The following is a 23331-nucleotide window of genomic DNA, read 5'->3' on the forward strand; positions in this document are numbered from 1 at the left end:
GCCGGAGGGGCGACCCGGCCCCCTTTGGCCGCATCCCTTCCCGATTGACGAAAGACGATGATGATGTGGTGGCACACCGACGAAACCCATGCCCCCGACCTGACCAGCTGGGTCACTTCGGCGAACGGGCACAGCGACTTCCCGGTCCAGAATCTTCCCTATGGCATCTTTTCGTTCGCGGGCGCCCCACCGCGTCCCGGGGTGGCAATTGGCGACGCCATCCTCGACCTTCGCGCCTGCGCCGATGCCGGCCTGCTTCCGGAACGATTTGCCGAAGCCTGCCGCGCCGCCACCCTCAACAGGCTGATGGCACTGCCGTCCGCCGATCGCCGGGCGCTGCGATCGCAGCTCAGCAAGATGCTTTCCGATCCGCTTGCGGAACGAAAATTCACGCCGATGCTTCACGAGGCGGCGGCCTGCACGATGCATCTTCCCGCACGGATCGGCGACTACACCGACTTCTACGCCGGCATCCATCACGCACAGAATGTCGGCCGGCAGTTCCGACCCGACAATCCCCTGCTCCCCAACTACAAGCATGTGCCGATCGGCTATCACGGCCGGGCATCCTCGGTGCGGCCCTCGGGTGAACCGGTCATCCGTCCGGGTGGACAGCGCAAGCCCGTCGACACGGGTGAGCCCGTCTTCGAACCGACGCAGCGGCTCGATTATGAACTCGAGCTCGGCGTCTGGATCGGCCCGGGCAACGCTCTCGGCACACCGATCGCGATCGGCCAGGCGGCGGATCATATCGCCGGCATTTCGCTGTTCAACGACTGGTCCGCGCGCGATTTCCAGGCATGGGAGTATCAGCCGCTCGGCCCGTTCCTCTCCAAGAGTTTCCATTCGACCATTGCGCCGTGGGTGATCACGACAGAGGCGATGGCCCCTTTCCGCGTTGCACAGCCCCCCCGGCCGTCCGGCGACCCTTTGCCGCTGCCTTATCTTTGGGATGCCGACGATCAGGCGCACGGCGCGCTCGAACTGACTCTTGAGACTTTTCTGGTGACAGCGAAGATGCGCGAGGCGGGTGAGCACCCCTTTCGCCTGAGCTATGGACCAGCGACCAGCATGTACTGGACCATCGCCCAGATGGTCGCGCATCACGCATCGAACGGTTGCAACATGCGTCCCGGCGATTTGCTGGGGACAGGCACCATCTCCGCACCGGATCGCAGCGGCTTTGGTAGCCTGCTCGAACTTTCCACCGGGGGAACCGAGCCACTTCTCCTTGCGAATGGCGAACAGCGGCGCTTCCTTGAGGATGGCGACGAGATCATCATGCGCGCAACGGCCGCATCAGGGAATTTTGTCCCGATTGGCTTCGGCGAATGCCGCGCCATCGTCGTTCCACCCCGCCACCTCGCATTCCCCCGGTCGGCATGACAGCCTGCCACGCTCAAAGGCAAGACAAACATGATCAAACCCCTGTCCGAAAACGAGCGCGTCGAAGCGGCCGAACGATTGCAGCTCTGGATTTATGATCCAGGCCGCCGCGCACTTCATCGCAGCCTTACGTTCGAGAGTTTTTCCGAAACGATCGGCACGATGATGCGCATTGCGCTCGTCGCCGACAGGCAAGACCATCACCCCGAATGGTGCAACGTCTACAATCGACTCGATATCTGGCTGACAACCCATGACGCGGGTGACATATCGGAACGAGACGTGCGGCTCGCGAATGAAATCGACGCGATCACTGCGACTGCCCGAACTTGCTGACTGGGCATGGTCGGGTGCGAGCTACCCGGTTTCAGAGGGTATCCCGAAAAGACGGGCATCTTCGTCAACAGATTGTGGGTCAGCTTTTGCGCCAATTACGGAGCCCGATCCGTTTCAGAAGATCCGCGCGGTCAGACCGGAACGAAAAAAATCAGAAACCTGCCTGTTTCCTCCCCGCCTCCTCGTCCGCGTCGCCCTTGAGGTTGGCCGAGGGATTTGCATCGAGCGCAAACGCGCTGGACGGGTGCAGCCACTTGAGCGCGTCACTCGCATCTGCGCCCGACTGGGTGAGACGGATGGCAAGACTGCCGGGAACGACGGTCAGCGCATAGTTCGGCGACAGCGCAAGGCTGCCCCGGCCGATCGCATAAGTTCCCGCCTGTTCGCCGGGAGCCCGCTCCAACCCGCCTGTGAAGGCGTCGCCCCCGACCAGCGATCCACTGACGATACGCCAGGTGAGTGCCGGATCACGCTGGCCGAAGAGTTTGACGAGGTCGTCGGCGGCCACGGTCATCGGCCGGAGCAGAATATCGGCAAGGAGCGGGACACCGCTCAGCGTGACCGTATAATTGCCCGCATCCGCGCCGGTGAGCGCCAGCCCGCTGACCGAGACAGCCCGGCCCCTGCCCGCATTCGGGTCGGCGAAGGCGTAGTCGGCGCCAGCCGAAACGGCGTCTCCCGCGAGCACGCCGTTGAGCGCGATCCGGCCGGTCGTCGTGACGGTGCCGTCATAGACACGGCTGTCGGCGGTGGCGGTGCCAGTGATCCCGAGCCGCGCAATCGTGGCGACATCGGTGGCGGTGTCGTTCACGATATAGTTGCCCGCGTCCGCGCCGTTGAGGGTCAGGCCGCTGGCCGTCGCGGTGCGCGTACCGGCATTGCGGCTATCGAATGCTACGCCGCCGGTTACGCCGACCTGATCGCCCGCAAGCACGCTGCCAAGCGACAGCGTACCGGTAGCGGCAATGGTGCCGTCATAGGTCTTGCCGTTTGCGGCCAGCGTTGCGGTGATCGACCGCCGGGCGATGTCGGCAAAACCGATTGCGGTGGCGTCCACGATATAATTGCCTGCATCCACGCCTGAGAGCGTGATGCCGGTTGCAGTGACCGCCTTTCCGATACCGGCATTTTTGTTCGCAAAGGCAAGGGCGCCCAAGGCTGTTACATCGTCGCCCGCGACTACCTCGCCAAGCACGAGCGCGCCGGTGGCGCCCGTGGTTCCGTCATAGATCTTGCCATTCACGGCCAGCGTCGCGGTGATCGCTCGCGAATCGATCCGGAGCGTACCGGTGCCGAAAGCGAAGTCATAGTTCATGTCCGAAACGAGCGAACCGAGGTTCGCCGCGACCGTGTATATTCCTGCATTGCGGCCCGCGCCCGAGAAGCCTGCGGCGCCCGACCAGGCATCCGCTGCGCTGTCGCCATTGATCAGGCCGCCAATGCTCGCGCCGGGAACGGGAATCTGGCCATCATAAGTGACCCGGACGTCATTCGGCCGCACGGTCAGCACCGGGCGATAGCCATAGACGAACCGATTGCCCGCGGTCGGCGCGGCGGCGAAGCCGCCGGTCGCGAAGTCATAGGCCGCGCCGTAGAAGCTTCGACCGCCGAGGCCGCCGAACTCGTTCGCCGGATCCGCCGCACCCGGATTGCCAAGGGCCTGCGAATAGACGAGCCAGCGCCCGTTCGCAGCGCCCAGCGCCGCTTCGCCCGCGAGATTGCGGAACCGGCCGTCCGAAGCGAGGATGATCGCATCGCCAGCCGAGGCCGAACGCACCGCCCCTGTGGCGGCGATGGTCATGCCGCCGCGCGCGCGGATCGTCACGCTGCCCGCACCGCCGTCGACGACGCCGTCGATACCGAGTGCCGTCATGTTGTTGAGCAGCAGGCCATCGGAGTTAAAATCGCCCAGCGAGGCGATGTTGTTGGCGCCATCGAGCCGGGCATGGCCCGACACGCTGCCGATGAGGCGCTGCGCGCGGATCGCGCCGCTATTCTGGCTCAGCGCGCCGGCCACCTGCAGGTCGAGCGTCCCGCCCCGAACGTCGATCGCTCCATCGAGAGCGAGGTCCTGCAAGTTGTGGAGCGCGAAATTGCCATTGGCGACGGTGACCGCGCGCAGGCTGCCGATCCGCGAGCCGGTGCCGCCGGTCGCGAGATCGACGTCGCCGCCCGCCGAAAGGGTCAGCGAATCGGCAAAGACGCCGGCGTCGGGGCCGGCTGCGGCGATCCCGCCAGATGCCGCGAGTGTCACATCGCCGCCGGTGACCTTGCGGAACGCGACACTGCCCGCGCTCGAGCCGATATCGACGACGAACCGTCCGCCGACGGCGCCGGTCGTGACATCGCCCTGCCCTGCAATCCCGATGTGGCCCGCGCTGGTTTCGGCATCGCCGATCGTGAGCGCGCCGCTTGGCCCGTTGACGAACATCGCCCCGACCGTGCGAATGTCGCCGATTGCAAGATCGCCGTTCCGGACCGCCAGTTCGAGGATGCCGCCATCGATACCCGTGAGTCTGGCGGAACGGTCGAGGTTGACCGATATCGCGCCGTCGGCACGCAAGCCGCCGCCCGTCATCGCGCTGCCCGCGCTGGTGAAGGCATGGCCGCTGCCGATCGAAGCGGCGTCGGCCGCGCCGAACAACAGGTCGCCGCCCGCGGCAAGCGTGAAGGAGTTGACCCCGGTGCCGGTCAGTTCGGCATGGCCGAGCCGGACGTTGCCGTCTGCATTCACAGAGATCGCGTTGCTCGCCCGAACACCTGCGAGATCGACACCCGCGCGACTATCGACATCGACGCCGCCCTGATCCGACCGGAGGATGCCGGCCTCGACGCCCGTCGCCGAGAGGCTGAGATTGCCCAGCGTGGCGATATCCCCGCCGCGGATCGCGCCGCTATTCGCCCGGATCGTCGCCGTCCCGCCGAAACCGAGGTCGAGCGCGCCATAGGCGAAGTCGCCCGCCGTATCGGTCACGAACAGCTCGCCCAGCCGCGCGCCGCCGGCGGCCAGTGCGTTTGCGGAGAAATCGGTGCCCGTCAGCGTATAGTTTCGTCCGATCGTTACGGCGCCGACCACATCGACGCCTGCCACCGACGCACTGAACACAACGTCGCGACCGGTCACATCACCGAGCCGGATGGCATTCGCGGCCACCTCGACGTCGCCGTCAGCGAGCAAGGAGAGCGTGCCGGTGATGTTGCCTACCGAAGTGACCCGGATGTCGCCTGCCGCGAGCAACGCGCCGCCTGCACCAAGGTCGCCGTCGGTGTCGGTGATCGAGACATTGTTCAGCTTGGTCGCGCCGCCGCCAAAGGCAGGCAGCAAGGCATTGCCGCCAAAGTCACGCGCCGTCAGCGTGTAATTGCCTCCGCTGCTCACCGGATTCATCACGGTCAGCGTTCCGCCGGGCAGCGTGACAGCGATATTATGGCCTGCAAGATCGCCGATTTCGAGGTTCCCGGTCGCGACATGGACGCTGGCGTCGCCGTCGACGGCCGATGCGATGGTGGCGAAGCGCCCCGTCGCCGACTGAAGATTGACGCGGACATCGCCGCCCAGCGAGATCAGCGTCGCGCCGCCCGAGCCGCTGCCACCTGTCACGAGAAGATTGCCGCCGGCGACCAGATCGGCGGTGTCGGCGCCGAGCGTGACATTGCCGAGCGCAACCAGCGCGAAGCCGTCGGGTGCGGTGATTGCACGCACCGCCGCGTTGCCGCCCGCCTGAAGCTGTCCGCCATTGGCGATGACGTTGCCGAGGCCAAGGTCGGTGAAAGCGTTGAAGATGGCGTTGCCGCCGGTCGAATGGACGCTGTCGGCGGTGATCGCCCCGGCGGTGCTGAAAGCGTCGATGTCGCCGCCCGATGCGATCGTGCCCGCGCGGATCGCGCCGCCGGTCAGTTCGACATAATCGGTTCCGTTGACGGGGGCCGCGCTGGTGTCGAGCAGGTCGCCCGCGGTCAGATAGATTTCGAGCGCGCTCGCCCCGCCGGATAAGGTCAGGTCGTCGTTGGCGATCAGGTCGAGCGTGCCGTTGGCGGCGCTCGCATTGCCCACAATGAGCGAGCCATTCGCGACATCGACCGAGGCGCCGTGGGTGGTCGCAGTGAGCTGACCGATCGCAAGATTGCCGCTCGCCAGGTTGATCGCGACCAGCGCGGCGGTGAGACTGTCGAGCGTTGCCGAATGATCGAGATTGACGAAAGCGCCGTTTCCACCGGTGATCGTCGCCGTTCCGGTCGATCCGGCCGCACGTTCGAACCAGCGGTCGGTGCCGATGCCCGACAGCGCATCGTCATCGCCCAGCACGGCATTGCCGCCTGCGCCAATCGTCAGGTCGCCGGTCGCGCCCGCAAGGTTCGCCTGCCGCACCGTCGCGTCGCCGGCCGCCGAGATGCCGATGTTCCGCCCGGCGGTAGCATAACCGATGACGGCGTCGCCTGTCGCGGCGGTAACGGCGATATCCGCGCCGGCCTCCAGCGAACCCGAGACGCGGACCGCGGTGGCCTTCAAATCGAGATTGCCCGCCGCCGTATCGGCGGAGAACAGCTCAAGATTGCCGATAGTGGCCCGCGCGTCGATCCCGGTCGCGGCGGAGATCTGATGGAGGTCCACGGCATCCGCCGAGATCGTCACGCCGCCGGCCAGCGAGCGGACGCTGCCATTCTCGAACGCGCCGTCGACGGTGAAGTCGATGTTGCCGACATATTCGAGCGCCTGGCCCAATGCGTCGAGGCCCGCGCGGCCCGTTAGCGTCCACGTACCAGAGCGCGCGCCAAGCGGTTGCAGCGCGCCGCTATCAAAGGAACGGCCCGTGAGCGAATAATCGCCCGAGACATCGATGCGGCTGGCGCTGATGCCTCCTGCTGCCGAAGTCAGGCTGACATTCGCGCCCACAACATCGACGAGGCTCAAGTCGGAAACCGCATGGGCAAGGACATCGCCGGTCGCCGCAATCGACACGCCCTGATTCATCGTCAGGAGGTTGAGCGTCGCGTTGCCCGCACGCGCGCCAAGCCGCACGACCGGGCTCGTTTCGACGTAGAGCCGGTTGGCGGCAGTGATCGCGTTCGGGTTATTCGCCCCCAGCGTGACGTTGTTGCCGAGGATATCGATCTTGTAGCCGTTACCCGCAGCGTCGGGTACGCCGGACAGGTGCACGAGTTGCCGCACCGCCGCGTCGCCGCCCGCGTCGATCAGGATATCATCGCGTCCGCTCACCAACGCCAGATCGATCGAACCATTGCTGACCACCCGCACGCTCTGGCGCGCATTGAGGGCGCCGGTGCCGCCGATGCCGCCCGCGGCGTCGATATCTATATTGCCCAAGCTAAAGATATCCGCGCCCAGCGTGAGTTGCCCGGCGGTCAGGCGGAGGATGGCGTCGCCATGATCCGAGACGAGATCGCCGAGCGTTAGCGACCGGCCGTTGACGAAACGGATATCGCCCGATCCACCGCTGTTGGTCGCGGTCAGCGCATCGACCTGATTGGTTTCGCCCAGATCGATCCCGCCGCTCGCCAGCAGCGAGAGCGACGGGGTGGTGACGTGGCCCGCGCTCTGCGTGAGCCGGCCACCTGCCGTCAGTGACAGTGCATCGCTTGCCGCGATGGCGCCCGCCAGATCGAGATCGCCCGCGGTGGCCAGCGTCAACCGGCGTACATCGACCGTGCCGAGTGCGCCGATCAGATTGCCCGAAGCGTGGGACAAGGTGACGTCGCCGGTGGGCGCGGTCAGATTGAGGGTGGCGGCTTCGATCCCCGTCACCTCGTCGATATCGCCGCCCGCGCTCAGCGTGACGGCCTGCCCCGCCGCGCTGATCGCACCGATCAGGATGCTACCGCTGTCGGTATAGGCGACCCCACCGGTGCCGAGGTTCGTCAGGTTCACCAGCACCCCGGCTGCGTTGCCGCTGCGGGTCAGCGAAATTCCGTCGCGCGCCGTAACCGTCAGCCCGCCCGCGGTCAGATCGCCGGTCTGGGTTACCGCGCCCGCATCGGAGGTCAGGGTGAAGGCCCCCGACAGCGAGACGGAACCGAGGCTGACGCTCCCCGTGTTGCGGAAGATTATGTCCCCGTTCGTGCTCGTGCCGGTGAAGGCGTCGACCCTGTTCGCTTCACCCAGCACGATGTCCTGCGCCGCCGAAACGTCGAGCGCGGCGGCGGTGACGATGCCGCCCGACTGCGTAATCGTGCCGCCGTCCGACTGCAGCGTGACCTTGCCACCCGCGCTGACATTCGGCAGGTCGATGTTGCCGGTATTGCGGAAGCGCAGGTCGCCGGTGGTCGTGCCCAGCCCGCTCAGGACGCCGATGCTATTGGCCCGGAAGAGGTCGAGCCCGGTGCTCGCCGAGGCCGAAAGGTTGGCGGTTGAGATCGAACCGCCGGTCTGGTCGATCGCGCCGTCGGTGGAGATGAGCGTGACCGAGCCGCCCGAGATGTTGCTGACCAGCGCATAGTCGTCGCGCGCGGTGAAACTGACCGCGCCGCTCGCCGCCAGATTGCCCAGTTGCCCGACCTGGTTCGCCCGCGTCAGCGAGATCTGGTTGCGCGCGCTGGCGTCCAGCCGGGCCGCGGTGATGATGCCGGCGGTCTGCGTGATCGAGCCGAGGCTCGAGTTGAGTGCGACCGCGTTGCCGCCACCGGCGGTGATATCGCCCTCCAGGGCGAAGCCGCTGTTGGTCGAGTAGAAGATGCTGCCATTCTGGGTGGTCAGGCCATAGATCGTCCCGACACCGTTGCTGCCGTAGATTGTGATCGCGCCCGCTGCGTTTACTTGGAGCCCCCCCGCTGCGATCGAACCGGACAGTCTGGTGAAGGTGCCGCCCGAGCTGAACGTCAGGCGGCCGCCGACGTTGATCGTGCCCGTCGCATCGAGGTTCGAGGTCGAGCCGAACGCGGCATCTCCGCCGGCAGTGATATTGCCAAGCGTGCCGATCCGGCCGTCAAGCGCGATGGTGCCCGAGGCATCGGCCGCCAGCGAATCGACGTCGAGAGCGCCGCTATTGCTGGCGAGATTGCCGCCGGTGACGGTCAGCGAGACGGCGCCGCCGGAGAGATACTGGAAATTGGTGTTTCCGGTGGAAACGGCGCTGATGTTGCCCGGGGTCGACCCCCAGGTGAGAAGCCCGCCCACGTTACCAAGCCGATTGGCGGCGCTCGTCAGCGCGATATTATTGGCGCGAACCTCCAGGTAATTGCCCGGCGCACTGTTGTCGATATGGCCGCCGCTCTGGGTGACGTCGCCGCCTTGCGCCCATAGCTCGAAGTAGGGCGAGTTGATCGTGCCGGTCAGGTCGACATTGCCGGTCGTGTAGATCTGGGCCGCGCTGCCGATGTCGCCGATCGCGGCGATCTGGTTGTTGGTGCCGCCGTTGCCCTTCAGGCCAAAGGCGGCGCCGCCGGTCAGATTGATCCGCCCGGCCGTAATGCGGCTGGTGCTGTTCTGGGTGACATCGGCGCTGGCGCCCATCATCCGAAGCGACAGCGCCTGTCCCGCGGCGTTGATGTCTCCAGTGATGTTGAAGCCATCGGCATCGGTATAGGCGATGCCGCCGCTGGTCGTGTTGCTGAGCCCGGCAATGGCCGCGACATTGTTGCTTGCGCTGGTGAGCGCGATGCCGCTGGCAGCCGAGGCGCTCAGCGAACCGGCGGCGATCCCGCCGCTGGTCTGGGTGATGCTTGCGTTCCGCGCCGTGAGCGAGACCGCCTGCCCGGCCGCGCTGACGTTGCCGCCGACGACCATGTTGACCCCGCGGCCGCCGACATCGATCCCGCCGGAACCGGTGTTGGTGAGGCCAAGGATCGTGCGAATACCGTTCCACTCGTTGTTGAGCGCAATGCCGTCGACGGCCGAGACGGTGAGCTGGCTCGCCTGGACGCCATCCATATAGCCGCTTGCCTGAGTGATCGCACCGGCGTCGCTCGTCAACGTGACGCGGTTGCCGATCGCCGCATAGGTGACGCGGAAGCCGTCGGTGTCGCGAAAAAGAACATCGCCCCCGCCCGACGTCGCGAGGACGTAGAGATTGTCGACGTCGTTCGCCCCGCCGAGCAGGACCGAGCCGGTGGTCATGCTCTGGTAGAGCTGGGCATCGAGCGTGGTCGCCCTGATCCGGCCGCCGGTCTGGTTGATCCCGGTGCCGGCCTGCAAGGACAGCGTCCCGCCGACATCGATATCCCCGGTCAGCGTGAAGCCGCCATTGCGCGACCGCATGGTGGCATTGGTGCCCGCGCTCAGTCCGCGGATCTCCGGAATGAGGTTGTCGCTGTGGCTGAACGAGACCGCGCCGTTCGCGGCCAGCGCGGTCAGCGCCGAAGCGGTCACCGCGCTGGCCGCAGTGATCGAACCGCTATCCGATGTCAGCGACAGCGCGCCGCCGGCGGTGTAGCCACCCATCACGGTCAGATCGATCGAACCGGCGTTGCGCAACGTCAGGCCGCCCGTGGCGACGATGCGGGTGTCGTTGCTGACAAGGTTGTTCGCGCCGCCCAGCAGCAGGTTGGCGCCGCTGAAATAAGCCGCGTTGGCATCGATGCGGGCGGTGCCGCTCTGGATCAGATCGCCTGCGCCACGCAGGCTGACATAATGGCCCGAAATCGAACCCGCAGTCTGGGTGATCCCACCGCCGTTCGCCCACAGGTCGATCGTGCGGAGACCCGGCCTGTTCGTCGTGACATCCCCGTCGACGGTGAAGCTGCCGGCATTGGTGACGAGGACGTCGCCATAAGCGGCCACAAGTCGCGTGAAGCTGTTCACATCGACGCTGTTGGTCAGGTCGATGTGCCCGGCGTCCACCGACAGGCCGTCGACGGTGATCCCGCCCGAGGCGAAGTTGCCCGCCGCGGTCACGGTGGCGCTGCCGGTGGTGCTGAGCCCCACGAAAATCGTCGCCGAATCGCCGCTGTTGAGGGTGATGTTGCCGCCGCCGGTCGAGGCACCCGTGAAGTTCGTGAAGCGATTGTCGCCGCCCAGATCGATGCCGCCCTGCGCGTTCGCGACAATGGCGCCGCTCATGATCCTGCCGCCGCTGCCCCGATGGATAGCGCCGGAGGCGGCGGTCAGCGTCGTACTGTTGCCATTGGTGTTGATCGTGCCACCGACTGTCAGGTCCTGATCGGTGTCGATCGCGAAATTGCCGCTGGTGTTGATCGTACCGAGCAGGATGTTGCCGCCAGCGACCAGATTGGCGCTGGTAGCGGACACGTGGAGCAGACCGCCCGCGACGACCAGCCCGCCGTTGGTGGAGATCGCGCCGCCCGACATGAGCGAGAGCGTTCCAGCGGCACGGACCTGACCCGTCAGGTCGAAACCGTCGGCATCAGCATAGACGACGGCGCCGCCGCTGCTGCGCACATTGCCCAGATGCGCGACATTGTTCGCTGACTGGTCGAGCATGATGACGCCCTGGGCCGTGGCATTGAGCGTACCGGCGATGAAGCGGTCGCTGAAGCTGGTCTGGCTGATCCCGCCGGTGTCCGAGGTCAGCGTGACCGTGCCGTCCGGCGCCTCGATCTGATAGTCGAGCACGATGGCGCCGACATTGCGCAGCGTGATGTCGTGGCCGGTGCCGAAGTCATAGCGATCGGTGTCGAGCCGGCCGACCACGTCGATCTGGTTCGCCCCGGTCAGCGAGATGGCGCCGTTGGTGATGACGTTGAGCCGATCGGCATCGATGATGCCGCCGGTCTGGTTGAGCCCGGTCTCGCCGTAAAGGCTGACGCTCCGGCCGGTGACATTGCCGGTCAGCTCCAAGCTGCCGTTATAGGTGGTCAGCAGGATGCTCTGGCCGGCGGTGATGGTGCCGAGCGACGCGATCGTCCCGTCAAGGCTGATGGAACCCGCCGCGCTCACGGTCAGGCGCGAGGTGTCGATACCGGAGTTGGTGGTGAGGATGTTCCCGGTATCCGAGACAAGGGTGAGCGCGCCACCCGACCGATAGCCGCCGGTCCCGCCAAGGATCGGGCTGAGGTTGATGTTGCCGAGGTTGCGCAGCGTCAGGTCGCCGCCCACCGCGAGATCGGTGAGGGTGGTGAAGCTATTGGCCTCACCCAGCGTCGCATGGACGCCGCTGATCAGCGACAGATTGGTGCTGTGCAGCGTGGCGCCGCTGCCCTGGCTGATCGTCGTACCGGCGCGGAGCGCGATGGTATCGGCCGTGAGCGTCGTGCCCGCATTCTGGGTGATCGCGCCGCTATTCGACGTCAGGTTCAGGTGCACACCGGTCATGTCGATCGACCGGGTGACGTTGAAGCTGCCGGCATTGGCGAAGCTCAGCCCCGCCCCGCTCATCGCGCCGAGATTGCTGACCTGATTGGCGCCCCCGACATTGATCCCGCCAGTCGCCGACAGGTTCAGCGTGTCGGCGGTGATCACGCCGCCGGTCTGGAGGATGTAGCCCGCAACGTCGGAGATCGACACCGTCTGGCCCGCCGCGCTGATGTTGCCCGTGAGGCTGGTGTGCCCGCCACTATAGCTGACGATGTTGATGCCGCCGCTGGCCGTGTTCGTAATCGTGCCGAGATTCTGGATGCTGTTATTGCCGATAAAAGATGCGCCCGGCAGGTTGATGCCGGTGACGGCGCTCAGATTGGCGGTGCCCGCCGCGAACGACCCCGTATTGCTCTGGGTGATCGCCCCGCCCGAACGCAGCGAGATCGTGTCGAAATAGACGGACTGGTCGATCAGGAGACCGGTGGTGCTGTTGATCGAAAGCGTGCCGTTGCCCGAGGTGGCGATGAGCCTGCGGATGCGGTTCGCCTGATTGAGCGTGACCGAGTTGCCGCTGCCGGCGGTGATCACACCAAGATAGTCGACGTCGATGATGCCGCCGCTCTGGGTGATCGAACCCGCGCTGGCCGTGCGCAGCGAAGCCCCGCCGCTGGTCGAAGTGATATTGCCCGCGATGTCGAAGCCATTGGCGTCGCGATAGAGGATGCCGCCATTGGTGCTGGATGCGCCGCCAAGCGTGGCGATGTTGTTGTTGGCGCTGTTGAGCAGCAAGTCGCTGGCGCCGCTCAGGAAGAGCTGGTCCGCGCGGATATAGACGCTGGCGCCGCTGTTCTGGCTGATGCCGCCGGTGTTCGAGGTCAGCCGGAGCGTGCCGCCCGTGGCATCGACGACGCCGCCGAGCGTGACGTCGCCGGCGTTGCGGAAGCTGATGTTGTGGCCAGTGGTGAACAGACTGGCGTTGAGGCCGCTCACCGTGGTGACTGCATTCGCTTGGTCGAGCATGATGTCGCCATTGGCGGTGGCGTTGAGCGTGCCGGCCGAGATCGTGGTGCCGGCGTTCTGGGTGATCCCGCCATTCTGCGCGAGCAGAGTCAGATTCGTGGCGGTGATGTCGCCGGTCAGGCTGAAGCCGGTGCGCGAGGTGCCGATCTGGATATCGCCACCCGCGGTCATTGCGCCGAGCGAGGCGATCTGCTGGAGGCTGCCGCCGAGCAGGATGTCGCCGTTCACCGCCGATGCGGTGAGCTTCGAGGTGGTAACGATGTTGCCGGCTGTGATGTTGCCGGTGTCCGAGGTCAGCGTCAGCGCGCCGTCGGAAGTATAGCCGCCGCTGTTCGTCGGATCGAGATTGATGCTGCCGGAGTTGCGCAGCGTCAGGTCGCCCCCGACCGAGAGATCGTAGAGCGAACCGAAATCGTTGGCACCGGCGAGCGTGACGTTGCCGCCGCTGGTCAGCGAGAGCGCCGTGCTATGGAGCGTGGTGCCGGTGCCTTGGCTGATCGTGGTGCCGGCATTCAGCTTGATCCAGTCGGCATTGATCGTGCCCGCGGCCTGGCTGATCGAGCCGTTCCGCGAGGTGAGGGATATGACTTCGCCCGGGCCCACGTTGACGTCGTCGGCAAGACTCAGGTTGCGGTCCATCGCAATCGTGATCGAGCCGCCCGCGCCGAGGCCACCGAGCACGGCGCCCGCGTCGCCGTTGGTGTCGATGGCGATCCGGCCACCCGCGGCGATGCTCAACTGGCCGGCACTGATCGCGTTCGTGCCCGACGCGGTAGCGTCGCCGCCGGTGGTGACCTGCACCGCCATGCCGGTGTCCACCTTGAAATCGAGATTGCCCGTCGCGTTGAGGGTAATCGCGCCGGCATTGGCAGAGGTCGCGTTGACGTTGCTGAAGCTGTTGCTGGCATTCAGCTTGATATCGCCCAGCGCATTGGCGATCACGGTGCCGGTCAGCCCGGCGCCGCCTGTCTGGGTGATCGCGCCGCTGTTCGCAGTCAGCCGCACGATGTTGTTCTGGCTGCTCGAACCATCGAGCCCGACGGTCAGGTCGCCATTGCTGCGGACCTCAAGATCGCCATAGGAGTCGGCATAGGCAAGCCGCGTTGCCGAATCCACATTGACCAGGCCGCGCCCCATGACGCTGACCTTGCCGGCATAAACGCGGCCGGTGCCGCTGAACGCGCCGGTGGGCGAATAGAGCGTGACCCCGGCGGCGGTGCGGATGTCGCCGGATATCTCCAGATTGCCCTGATTCTGGACGTAGATCTCGTCAATGAACAGGCTGCCGGTATCGTGGACGGTGAGATCGCCCAGCTTGGCGATGTGATTGGTGGCCTGAAGCGTGATGCCATAATTGGCGTCGGCGGTGAGCATGCCGGCGGTAATGCCGTTGTTGGCGCCAAAGCCGTTGCTGATCCCCCCATAGTGCGAGACGAGATCGACCGTGCCGGCGCCTGCGTTGATCGTGCCGTTGGCGTAGAGCGTGTTCGACGCGAGCAGCGAGATCTTGGACCCGGTGAGCGAGCCGCTGGCGCCCGTGCCGGTCACCAGGTCGCCATAGCCCGCATCGGTGATGAAGGTCGCGCTACTCGCCGCACCGTTCACGATGTTGTGGCCGGTGCTGAGCACGATCGCGCCGGTCTCGTCGAGCGCCGCGTCGGTCGCGGTGATCGCGCCGGTGTTGATGATCTGGTTGGTCAGTCCGGTCTTGGCGATGGTCGCGACGAAGACGCGGTTGCCGCTGATCGAGCCCGCCAGCTCGGTGCCGTTGTTCGAATTCGTGCCGTCGGCGGCGCTCGCCACTTCGAAGCTGAGCAGGTCGAGATCGTCGGTGCTCGTCGGCCGGAAACGGATCTTGTACTTCGCCGCCGAGCCGATCAGCACATTGCCGCCGTCCTGCGCCGAGATGCTGGATCCCGCCTCGGCCGTCACGGTGGTGGAGACCAGCGCGATCGCGCCGCCATGGCTGTTGACCTGCGCTCCGTTCCGGACGGTGATACCGCTGCCCGCCGCCGCACCGGTGAAACCGAAACCGGTCGAACTGCCGTCGAGGAAGCCGCCGGGCGTGGCATCGTCGGCGCGGTCGATCGCGGCGGTCGTGACGAGCAGGCCGCCGGTGTTGATCCGCGCATTGGCGCCGATCACGACGCCATTGGCGTTATAGATCCAGATGTTGCCGCCCGCCGGACCGCCCGCCCCGATCAGGCCGTTGAGATCGCCGTTGATCGTGCTGCCCGCGCCGCCGACGCGGTTGAGTACGATATCGCTGCGATCGGCGAAGATGAAGTCCGCGCGCTCGCCGCTGTTGATGTCGAACTTGTCCCAGTCGATCACCGTGCGCGATCCGCCCAGCGTCACCGTCGTGGTGTTGGGAACCGACTGGTCGATCGTCGGCGCCGAACCGTTGCTCTGTGCAGGCGTAACGCCCTGATTGAGCTGCGCGTACGCGGGAGCGGACAGCACCGCGGCCAGCGCGAGCGCGCCGAAGGCCGATGTCGTGAAGAGGCGGCTGCGACGAAGACCGGATAGCGAAGAGCGGACGGGCATGATGGTCTTCCTCAGAAGATCGAAGCGGTAAGGCTGACGAGAAAACGGTCGGTGGGTCTGGGTGTCCCCGGTGCGAGGCGATCGAGCGGGCGCGCCCATGCGGCGTCGAGCGCAAGCAAGGGCCCAAGCCGCGCGCGAACACCCACGCCGGCCGAGCGCAACCGGTCTTTCCCCGCTCCCGGTCCGATATTGGTCAGCCGGACCGCGTCGACGAAAGCATAGGGGCGGAAGGCCATGTTCTTGCCAAGCGCGATCGGCACGCTCGACAGTTCGACGCCATAGGTGAGCGCCCTGTCGCCCGAGGCGGCCGACGGGTCATAGCCGCGGCCGACCGACATATTACCGGCGGAAAATTCCTCATAAGAGAGCAGCGGCGTGTCGGTATATTGCCAGCTGGTCGAGGCCGTCGCCACCAGCGGGCCAGCGACGCGGCCGCCAACAGAAAGCTCGGCGCGCACCACCGTCGCATCGGGACGCCCGCCGAATCGCGACGCGTTCCGGTTGCCGAAACGGCTCGCCCCCAGACCGCTCACCCCGCGACGGATTTCGAGCGATCCCGTCGCCGCCACCGAATGATCGGCCAGTTCGCGCGGCGCCAGATGGCCGTCCAGCCGGGCAGAGAAGACGCGCAGCTTGTCGTCGGTCAGCGTCGCAATCCCGCCGCCGAACTCGACCTTCTGATCGATCCATTCAAAACCGGCCGAAAGGTTGAGATTGTGGCGGCGGTGGCGCAGCACAGGATAGCTGATCCGCGCATTGCCGGCGAAACTGTTCCCGACCAGATCGAGTGCGGAGACCGCCCCGCCCGGCTTCGTCCGCGCAAGAGAGCCCGAGAGGTCGAGCGACAGCCCCTCGCCACCGAGCTTGATGCTTTCGGTGATCTGGAACACGCGCTGCTCGTCGCTGTCGATCGTGCCATAACCGACGATTGACGTACGCTCGCCAAGCGAGGTGAAGCTGTTGAAATCGGCGCGCAAGGTTGCAAGGCCGCGCCCGATCGAGTTCGAACCATAGTCGTTGACGCTGACGCTGCCCGTCATCGCGGCGCGACTGACCGCGATGTCGAGATCGACCGCGCCATTGCCGCCCGCCGCCTGTTTGAGCGACGCCTGCACCTCGACACCCGGAATATCCGAGGCGAGCAGCAGATAGCGCTGTGCGGTGTTGAGATCGAAGGGGGTCAGGCCCTTGAGCTTGTCGAGATAGCGCGCGACCTGCCGCTGCGCGGGACCGACATCGCCATGATAACTGACCGACGCCACATGCGCTTCGGTGACCTCGATCACCACGCGCCCGTCAGCGATGCGCTGTTCGGGAATCGTGACCGCCGCCAGCACACCGCGGCGCAGATAGAGCGCCGCAACACGATCCCGGATCGCACAGATCGCCGTCAGTGGCAGCTCGCGACCGACCAGATCGTCATAGGCCAGCGCCAGCCGCTCGCCATCGAGCGCAAGCGCGCCGCTGGCGCCGCGAAAATCGACGCCAGCCAGCGTGAATTTGAGGTTGCTTTCGGCGAAGGGGCATGGCCCGGCTTCCATATCGCGGAACAGCTCGCCGCGCGGCGCGGCGGGGATTGGCGACTGGCGCGCAGGATTGAGCTCCTGCCGCGACGGCAGGGTTTGTTGCTGCGCCTGCGCCGGCAGAGCAAGCACCGTGCCCGCCAACAGTAGCGCCGCGGCCATGACTATGGGCTTGCCCCGGACTACATCACCGGGCCGCGCAGCACAGGTCATCGGCTGGTTTGCTTCGAGAGAAATCATGTCAGGCAGGCCCCCGCCTCCAAAACGCCGACTGGCGCCCTCATGTGCAAATCGTACCGGAAACGGGGTGGGACGTCTGTCGCTACTAATAGCGACACCAAGGCTCCAACATCAGGAAAATCATTTATTCCCAATATCTTAATGCGCAAATCCAAGAGTATGGACAGCATGTTTCTGCCGACAATCCGCGCTTTCATCGCTCCCGTCCCCCGCGACGCCGGACCCGGCGTCCAGCTTGCGGCGGGATGGGTAAGCAGTGGGGGACGCGACAAATAGCTCCCATATGGGAGGGGCGGCGCGTCGGCTTGTGCGGAATTCAGTCGCGCCGGATCGAAGGCACCGACATGGCCAGCCGGACGAGATCGAGCTGGCGACGGCATCCGGTCTTGGCCTGAATGGTCTTCAGCCGCGTCCGCGCCGTGGACAGGCGGATACCCAGTTGCTCAGCCGCGTCGGCGAGCGGCATCCCGTCTATCACCGTGCCAGCCAAACGCGCTTCCGCCGGAGAAAGGCCAAAGCGCCGCGCGATCCATCGGACGGCATCGGGCGGCGTACTGTCGGGGTCGGACACCACGAGCAATATCCGCCCGGACACGGTGGTCAGCCCGAACCCGGCGAGCGAAGCGACTGGCCACAGCGCCGCGTGGAACGGCGAGCCGCCGCCCCGGCGCGGCAGCAAGAGGCCTCCGGGGCCCTCGCCCTCCCGTGCACCCCCGCCCGAAAGCATGCCGCATGCAGCGATCGCGGCGTCAAGCGCGCGGCTGCTTCTGGCGTCGAAGCTATAGGGCCGGCCCAACCGGCCGAGCGCGACGCCGCTGTCGCACGCGACCAGCGCCTCGGCGCGGCGGTTCATCGTTACCACCCGCCCCGTCCGATCGAGCACAAAGGCGGCATGCGTCCATCCGTCGAACAGCGCCTGCGGCACCTGCGCGGCCGATCGCGCCTCGGACAGCGTCCGCCTGAGCCCCAGCGCGCGGCGCAGATGCGGCGCGAGCAGGCCGAGCAATGCCATCTGGTGGTCGCGCCGCACTTCGTCGTCGCAGCGATCGGCCAGCGTCAACGCGGTCCAGCCGTGGGCCTCGCGCTCCAGCACCATGCCCACGCCATAATGGCCCAGCCCGTGCGGCCGCAGATAGTCGTTATAATGTTCGGTCCGGAACAGCGCATGATCGCCGATGATCGTCTCCGATCGCGTTGGCAGGCCGATCTGGTTGTGCTGAACGAAATGCACATAGGGACTGCTGGACACATGATGCGCGGCATAATCGCGATACGCTGCGTCGGGGAAGTTGGTCCGGATGTTGAGATCGGTCACCGGCCCTGCCGCCCTGTCATGACCAAAGAGAGTGATGCGCGCGTCAGGATAGATGGCATTGATCTTCTCGACGAACGGTCGCCACAGCGACGCGTCGACCGCGGCTTCATAAATGTCGCCCACCAGTTCGGCGACCAGCATCGGCGAGATCGGTTCGGGAAATGCCATGATGCCACTCATCGTCTGCCGGGTCGGCGCCGCAAGTTTAACAGCGACCGCACGAAATTGTAACGCAAAGTAAATCCTGTATATGTCGCTATAAGTAGCGACAGCGTCCCGCAAAGCCATATGGTAAAGGTGCGAGATGCCAGCGTCGCCGGACGCTCAACCGACCGCCGCGCCGCGAAGCGCCGGCTGCGCCAGGATATTGCGATGCCCGATTTTTCACCATCGCTTCTCAAGGTCGCGCTGGTAGAGGATGACGTCGCCTTTCAGAACAGCTTCGCCGCAGCTGTGGGCAGTGCCGACGACATGATGCTCATCGGCATGGCATACAGCGTCGCGCAGGCGGCACACCTGCTCGAAGGTCCCCCACTCGACATACTGGTTGTCGATCTGGGCCTGCCAGACGGATCGGGGATCGAGGTGATCCGCGCTGCGCGCGCAGCCTGGCCCGAATGCGGAATCATGGTCAGCACCACCTTCGCCGACGAGAAGCATGTCATCGCCTCGATCGAGGCGGGCGCGGCGGGCTATCTGCTCAAGGACAGCTCGCCGGAACGGATGGCCGACGAAATCCGGACGCTGCACGGCGGCGGCAGCCCGATCAGCCCGCGAATCGCGCGCCAGATCTTGCTGCGCTTTCGCCCGCCCGAACCGCAACAGCCCGAACTGCCGCCGCTCGCCTCGCCCTTGTCGCCGCGCGAACGCGAAGCGCTCGAACTGACCACCAAGGGGTTCAGCTATGACGAGATTGCCGAACTGATGCAGGTGTCGCGCAACACCGTGATGACCTTCATGCGGCGCATCTATCAAAAGCTCGAGGTGCGCTCGAAGGCCGAGGCCATCTACGAGGCCCGTAACCACGGCATCCTGTAGGGATGCAGCTGGACCGCCGACTGCACGCCTTCCTGCTCTATCTGGGCGCGGCCGCGCTGGTTCTGGCCGGGCTCTACTGGATCAGCCGGCCCGCCGGACTGCATCTCACCCGGGCAGAGGTTCTCATGCAGGCCAGCGAAGGCTATCCGCCCCCCTCGCGCGCCGTCGACAGGCGTGCGCTCCCGGGCCCGTGGCGGGCCGTGACGCTCCCCTATGCCCCGCGGCCCGACGTCCTGCCGGGGGCCGGCGATGCCGCCCGCCTCCCGACCCAGACCACCTGGTATCATGTCCGCCTCGATCCCGCACACCCGGTGCGGCGCGGCGCCTATCTCTATATCCCGCGCTGGAAGACCGATGGCGAAATTGCGATCTATGTCGATGGCCGCCTCTTCTACCAGTCGCACGCCAATTTGCAGTGGAACGGATCGAACCGCCCGCTCTGGCTTGCGCTTGAAAACACCGCGGAGACCAAACCACCGCGCGAAATCCTGATCCGCATGCGCCATGTCCGCGGCATCGGCGGCGCGCTGTCGACCATGTGGGTCGGCACTTATGACCAGCTCGGCGCAAGCTATCTGGTGCGCAGCTTTTTCCAGACCGAGCTGCCCTATATCAGCTCGGGGATGTTTCTGGCGACGGGCGTCTTCGCGTTCCTCGTCTGGCTGCGGCGGCGGCGCGAAACGCTGTACCTGTTGTTCGCGGCGATGACCGTCGCGACCTTCCTGCGGTTGATGCATGCCTATATGGGCCTTGACCGGCTCCCCGTTTCGGACGCCTGGTTCGGTTGGATCACGGTCAATTCGATGGGCTGGATGGTCTTGATCGTCCATCTGTTCCTGACCCGCCTTCTGCATCATCGCATGCCGCTTCTCACCGCGGCACTGAGTCTCGTTTGCGCGCTGTTCGCGCTGATGACGCTACCGGTTTTCGCGGGGACGTTCGATGCCACCATCGCCGCTCCGCTGATCTATCTTACCGTGGCGATATTGGGCGGCGTCGCCTTTGGTTTCGCCCTGATCCGGAGCGGTAGAGCGGGCTCGACCGAGGGCTCCATACTCGCCGGCTGCGGCATCCTCGCCGTTCTGCTCGGCGGTTATGATATGCTGCTGCAGGCCAATCTGGTGGACATCGAGGGACTGTTCCTCACCTTCTATGCGCAGGTTGGAATGATCGTCGCCTTCTGCCAGATCATGCTCAGCCGCTACACCAAGGCGATGGGCGATATCGAACAGGCCAATGTCGTGCTGGCCGACCGCCTTGCAGCGCGCGAGGCGGAACTCACCGCCAGCCATCGCCGGCTGCGCGAGATCGAGCGGCGCGAGGTACTGTTTCAGGAGCGTCAGCGGCTGATGCAGGACATGCACGACGGCCTCGGCTCGTCACTGGTCAGTGCCCTGCGCGTCGTAGAACATGGCCGTATCGACGAAGCCGGGATCGCGCAGTTGCTGAAGAGCTGCATCGACGATCTGAAACTCACCATCGATTCGATGGAGCCAGTGGAAACCGACCTCCTGCTGCTGCTCGGCACGCTCCGCTTCCGCCTCCAGCCGCGGCTCGAAGCGACCGGCATCCGGTTGCGCTGGGAGGTCGTCGACCTGCCCCCGCTGGTCTGGCTCGACCAGCGTCATTCGCTCCATATCCTGCGCATCCTGCAAGAGGCCTTCACCAATGTGATCAAACACGCCGGCGCCACCGAGATCATCTTGAAGACCGGGATGAGCAATGCGCATGCCCGCGTCGAAATCATCGACAACGGCAGTGGTTTCGATGCGGCGGGCACGACACAGGGCCGCGGCCTCGGCAACCAAGCGCGGCGCGCCGACGCAATCGGCGGTGCGATCGAACTGACATCGGGACCACAAGGCACCATCTTCGCCTTGCGGCTTCCGATCGAGATAGCGGGAGCTGCCCTGCCGTCGCCGAGTTAGCATCATGCTCAATCCAGCGGATACACCGACGTATCCGGAGCGATCGTTTTCAGGCCCGGCGCTGCGTCCTCCCCCTCCGGTCCGATCGCCGCCGCGACCGTACAAACCGGCTCCCTTAAACAACGCCATGCAAATGCGGCGGGAGATGCTTTCGCGCTTTTCCGGTCGAAGCACCGCCCAGGCTCGATGCCGGAGCAAGCGCGGGTCCCCGCCGCGGAGGAATATGACCCACTGAATGCCCGACCTGTTCTTTTGCCCCGAGGGAAACCCGACCCGCGACGTCGCGATCCCGTCCTGTTACCTTTTGTCGATACTCAGCTGTTTCCCAGCTGCCGCAACGTCAGCGGGCGGCGCGGAATGCTCACCGTCTTCTGACGGGTGTAGAAAGCCTCGCAGGCGCTGCCTCCGTCGGCACCGACCCCCGATTCCTTGTACCCGCCAAAGGGCGCGCGCAGTTCGCGCATCATCGGCGTGTTGCACCAGACGATACCCGCCTGGATGCGTTCCTGCGCTTCCATGATCCGGGCGATATTCTGCGACCAGACATAGGACACCAGACCGAAGCGGCTGCGGTTGGCGATCTGATAGGCCTCCTCGTCAGTGTCGAAGACGATGAAGGCGCCGAACGGGCCGAAGATTTCTTCCTGCGCGATGCGGCTGTCGTTGGTCGTTTCGACCAGCGTCGGCGCGACATAACAGCCCTTGTCGAGCCCCGCGACACGGCCACCGCCGGTCAGGATCCGGTCAGAGCTGCCTGCTTCCGGAACGAAGCTGAGCACATGCTGCATATGCCGACGCGAAACGAGCGGGCCGAGTTCGGTCGCGGGATCGCGCGGATCCCCGACGCGGATCGCCTCGGCGCGCGCGACAAAGGCCTCGACGAAGCGCTTCGCGATGCTGCGCTGGACGAGGATGCGCGAACCGGCGAGGCATTGCTGGCCATTGTTGGTGAAGATGCCGAGCAGCGCGCCGTCGAGCGCCTGTTCAAAATCGGCGTCTTCGAAAATGATGTTGGCCGACTTGCCGCCCAGTTCCACCGTCGCGGGCTTCAGATGCTCGCCCGCCGTCCGCATGATGATGCGTCCGGTTTCGGTGCCGCCGGTGAAGGTGACGACATTGACATCGGGATGCCGGATCAACCGGTCGCCGGTGGTGGCGCCCCGGCCATTGACCAGATTGACGACCCCGTCAGGCAGCCCTGCGTTGCGCAGAAGCGACGCGAGCAGGCTGATCCCGAGCGGCGCCTGTTCCGACGGCTTGAGGACGCAGGAATTGCCGAAAGCGATCGACGAAGCGATCTTCATCGATCCCAGCGCGAGCGGCGAGTTCCACGGCGAGATCAGCGCCGCGACGCCCACGGGCTCGCGGCGAACGAGGGTCAGATAATCGGGATTTTGTTCGTACAGCTGGCCGACGCTCTGCCCGATATAATCGGCGAAGAAGCGGAAATTATCGGCCGCGCGCAGCACCTGCCGGCTGCGGATCTGCGACAGCGGAATGCCGGTATTGCTGCATTCGATGTCGGCGAGCTGATCCGCCGCCGCCTCGATCGCATCGCCGCAGCGGCGCAGCACAGCCTGCCGCTCCTCGACCGGCTTGTTGCGCCAGACGCCTTCGTCAAAGCTGCGCCGCGCCGCGGCCACGGCACGGTCGACGGTGTCATCGTCGGCCTCCGGCAGTTCGACGACCAGTTCGTCGTCGGCGGGGTTGATGATGGCGATCGGCGCGGTGCCGGTTTCGACGATTTCGCCGTCGACGATAGCGGTAATGATGGTCATTGAAACTCTC

8 protein-coding genes are annotated in these 23331 nt (G+C 65.8%); 4 read left to right on the forward strand and 4 right to left on the reverse strand.

Annotated elements, in window-relative coordinates; genetic code table 11:
• Positions 1–60 precede the first annotated feature (60 nt).
• Positions 61–1386: a fumarylacetoacetase gene (fahA, locus tag AC1RRJ_RS21050; protein ID WP_493126566.1), complete on the forward strand. Its 1326-nt coding sequence runs from the start codon at positions 61–63 to the stop codon at positions 1384–1386.
• Positions 1387–1416: 30 nt separating this feature from the next.
• Complete coding sequence (locus tag AC1RRJ_RS21055) at positions 1417–1722, forward strand: 4a-hydroxytetrahydrobiopterin dehydratase (RefSeq protein ID WP_493126387.1); 306 nt, start codon at positions 1417–1419, stop codon at positions 1720–1722.
• Positions 1723–1873: 151 nt separating this feature from the next.
• On the opposite strand, the gene AC1RRJ_RS21060 is transcribed toward AC1RRJ_RS21055, so the two are convergent.
• The 3 genes from AC1RRJ_RS21060 to AC1RRJ_RS21070 form a co-directional block, all read right to left on the reverse strand.
• On the reverse strand, positions 1874–15499 hold the full coding sequence (locus tag AC1RRJ_RS21060) for a YDG domain-containing protein (protein WP_493126389.1): 13626 nt from the start codon (positions 15497–15499) through the stop codon (positions 1874–1876).
• 11 nt (positions 15500–15510) lie between these two features.
• Entirely contained in the window at positions 15511–17184 is a 1674-nt protein-coding gene (locus tag AC1RRJ_RS21065; protein WP_493126391.1) for a ShlB/FhaC/HecB family hemolysin secretion/activation protein, read from the reverse strand.
• A 394-nt stretch (positions 17185–17578) separates the two neighbouring features.
• Positions 17579–18745 (reverse strand): helix-turn-helix transcriptional regulator, encoded by a 1167-nt coding sequence (locus tag AC1RRJ_RS21070; RefSeq protein WP_493126393.1) that lies wholly within the window; start codon positions 18743–18745, stop codon positions 17579–17581.
• A 120-nt stretch (positions 18746–18865) separates the two neighbouring features.
• Between AC1RRJ_RS21070 and AC1RRJ_RS21075 the strand changes: the two genes are divergently transcribed.
• Both AC1RRJ_RS21075 and AC1RRJ_RS21080 read left to right on the forward strand, forming a co-directional pair.
• Entirely contained in the window at positions 18866–19615 is a 750-nt protein-coding gene (locus AC1RRJ_RS21075) for a response regulator (protein ID WP_493126395.1), read from the forward strand.
• Positions 19616–19617: 2 nt separating this feature from the next.
• A complete protein-coding gene (locus tag AC1RRJ_RS21080; RefSeq protein ID WP_493126396.1) occupies positions 19618–21543 on the forward strand; it encodes a sensor histidine kinase in 1926 nt (641 codons plus the stop codon).
• 314 nt (positions 21544–21857) lie between these two features.
• On the opposite strand, the gene AC1RRJ_RS21085 is transcribed toward AC1RRJ_RS21080, so the two are convergent.
• On the reverse strand, positions 21858–23321 hold the full coding sequence (locus AC1RRJ_RS21085; RefSeq protein ID WP_493126398.1) for an aldehyde dehydrogenase: 1464 nt from the start codon (positions 23319–23321) through the stop codon (positions 21858–21860).
• Positions 23322–23331 lie beyond the last annotated feature (10 nt).

Source organism: Sphingopyxis sp. GW821-FHT12C06 (assembly GCF_058807415.1).